Here is a 2,678-nt window from a genome sequence, read left to right as displayed (position 1 = left end):
TTTGCAAGAATTTTAATTCTGCGCTTAATTTCATTGGTAATATGCGGGATGACCTGCACGGTTTTTCCAAGGAAATCTCCTTTTCTTTCCTTCTCAATTACGGTTTGGTAAATTTTACCGGTGGTAACGTTATTGTTTTGGGAGGTGGCGGAATTCAGAAATCTTTCATAATGCCCGAGGTCCAGGTCGGTTTCAGCGCCGTCTTCCGTTACGTAGCATTCGCCGTGTTCGTAGGGGTTTAAGGTGCCGGGATCGATGTTGATATAGGGATCAAGTTTCTGGATGGTGACATTGTAACCGCGGGATTTTAGCAGAAGTCCCAAAGAAGCGGAAACAATTCCTTTTCCCAAAGATGAAGTAACACCTCCTGTAACGAAGATGTATTTCGTATTCTTTTTACTCATTAGATTAGGTTTGTGCAAAGTTAAGCGAATTTGCAACATGCGACAAATTAATCCTGTCGAAAGTCATGTAAATTAAGGTGGATAATTGAAAAATTTTCAATGTGTTGGTCTTCAAATAGTTAAAGATTGATTGGGGTGAGAAATGTCATTTTTAATTACGAAAAAATGCGCTTAACTTTACACTAGAAAATAGGTCCAAGAAACAGAAAACAATTAAATATTAACTTAAATATTAAAGAAATGAAAAACACTCTTAAATCCGTAATGCTCCTGTTCGCTGTTACTTTTTTTGGTTTTGTAAATGCACAAAACATCACCGGTAAATCTACAAAAATCGCTGTTGACGGAACTTCTCCGATGCATGACTGGACGATGACAGCCTCTTCAGCTAACTTCAGCGGTACGGTTAGCGGAAACGCTATTACCAACGTAAAATTCAGTATGCCCGCAAAAAACCTGAAAAGTACCAAAGGTAAAATGATGGATAATAAAGCTTACGATGCCCTGAAAGCTGATAAATCGCCGAACATCAGTTTTACCGCAGCTTCCTTAGCCGTTGGTAAAAGTACTTTAGCCGGTAAACTTACAATAGCAGGAATTACAAAAGATGTGAGTTTCCCAGTAAATGTTGTTAAAAACGGCGCATCTTATAATATTACAGGGACTGAAAATCTTAAATTATCGGATTTCGGAATGGAAAGACCTGGTTTCATGGGTGTAAAAACAGGTGATGCGATTAAAGTTACTGTGAATATCGTAGCCAACTAAGAAGAAAGTTAAATCCCTATATTAAGTAGCCGCTCCTTTCAGCGGTTATTTTTTTGCTAAAATCTGCGTAATTGAAAAAAAAGCATGAAATTCGCAACATGGCAAAAGTGAAAACGGCATATTTCTGTCAGAACTGCGGGACGCAATACCCGCAATGGCTTGGGCAGTGTAAAAACTGTGGCGAATGGAATACTTTGGTGGAAGAAATTGTAGAAAAAACTTCTGTGAAAAGTTTTTCCGACCGCTCCAAGCAGCATATCATCAATATCATCGAAGTTGAAACCAACGAAGAGCCGCGGATTAAAACACCCTCCGAAGAACTGAACCGTGTACTGGGCGGCGGAATTGTTTTAGGCTCTGTTACCTTAATTGGCGGGGAACCGGGAATCGGGAAATCGACTTTGTTATTGCAGCTTGCGCTGAAGATGAAGAAGAAAATTCTTTACGTTTCCGGCGAAGAAAGCGCATCTCAAATTAAAATGCGTGCCGACCGGCTTACAGAACTCCAGAATCCCCACTGTTATCTTTTCACTGAAACTTCAGTGGAAAAGATTCTTCACGAAGCTAAAAAACTGAAGCCGGATTTTGTGATCATCGATTCCATACAGACGCTGCAAAGCCAGCTCATCGAAAGTTCGCCCGGTACCGTTTCGCAAATCCGGGAATGTTCGAATGAAATCATTAAATACGCTAAAGAAAGCAACACGCCGGTGTTTTTAGTGGGACATATCACCAAAGACGGTCAAATAGCAGGCCCGAAAGTCCTGGAACACATGGTTGATGTTGTTCTGAATTTCGATGGCGACCGAAATCATTTGTTCAGACTCTTACGTGCAAACAAAAACCGTTTCGGTTCTACCTCAGAAATTGGGATTTATGAAATGGTTTCCCAGGGTTTAAAGGAAATTAAAAATCCTTCAGAAATCCTAATCACCAAAAAATTTGAAGAACTTTCCGGAAATTCTGTCGCAGTAACTTTAGAAGGAAACCGCCCGATGCTCATCGAGATTCAGGCTCTGGTAAGTACGGCAGTTTACGGAACTCCGCAGCGAAGCTGTACGGGTTTCGATTCGAAAAGACTTAATATGCTTCTGGCGGTTTTAGAAAAGCGTGCAGGCTTCCAGCTGGGCGCCAAAGACGTTTTTTTGAATATTACCGGCGGCATCAAAACCGATGATCCGGCGCTGGATTTGGCTGTGGTAGCTTCGGTGCTTTCCTCCAACGAAGATATTGCGATTTCAGAACATTTCTGTTTTGCGGGAGAAATTGGACTGAGCGGAGAAATACGTCCGGTGTCGCAGATCGAACAGCGCATTTCGGAAGCTGAAAAACTGGGCTATGAAAAGATTTTTGTTTCGAATTTGAATAAGATTCCGAAGAAGAAGTTCGGAATTACGATTGTTGAAGTAAGTAAAATTGAGGATTTTCATGAATATTTGTTTTAAATTTACTTATGAATTTCCTCGCCCATTCTTACCTCACTTTTACCGATGAACAGATTGTCGG

At 40.8% G+C, this 2,678-nt stretch carries 2 protein-coding genes and 1 pseudogene; 2 read left to right on the top strand and 1 reads right to left on the bottom strand.

Annotation, left to right across the window (positions count from 1 at the left end; all coding sequences use genetic code 11):
• Nucleotides 1–404, bottom strand: a pseudogene (locus tag V5N63_RS10700) (CTP synthase); the annotation flags it as partial.
• Nucleotides 405–644: 240 nt separating this feature from the next.
• Here V5N63_RS10700 and V5N63_RS10695 point away from each other — a divergent pair.
• Nucleotides 645–1,172, top strand: coding sequence for a YceI family protein (locus tag V5N63_RS10695; protein WP_332033932.1), 528 nt, complete (start codon nucleotides 645–647; stop codon nucleotides 1,170–1,172).
• A gap of 98 nt (nucleotides 1,173–1,270) precedes the next feature.
• Nucleotides 1,271–2,617: a DNA repair protein RadA gene (gene radA, locus V5N63_RS10690; protein ID WP_332033931.1), complete on the top strand. Its 1,347-nt coding sequence runs from the start codon at nucleotides 1,271–1,273 to the stop codon at nucleotides 2,615–2,617.
• The last annotated feature ends 61 nt before the right edge of the window (nucleotides 2,618–2,678 follow it).

Source organism: Kaistella sp. (assembly GCF_032060305.1).
Lineage (GTDB): Bacteria > Bacteroidota > Bacteroidia > Flavobacteriales > Weeksellaceae > Kaistella > Kaistella yananensis.
The sequence above is the reverse complement of the archived record's forward strand: the minus strand, read 5'-3'. Positions and strand labels throughout refer to the sequence as shown.

Bases quoted from the DNA above. Each gene is read 5' to 3' on its own strand.
- radA (WP_332033931.1), top strand. From the start codon at position 1,271: ATGGCAAAAGTGAAAACGGCATATTTCTGTCAGAACTGCGGGACGCAA.
- V5N63_RS10695 (WP_332033932.1), top strand. From the start codon at position 645: ATGAAAAACACTCTTAAATCCGTAATGCTCCTGTTCGCTGTTACTTTT.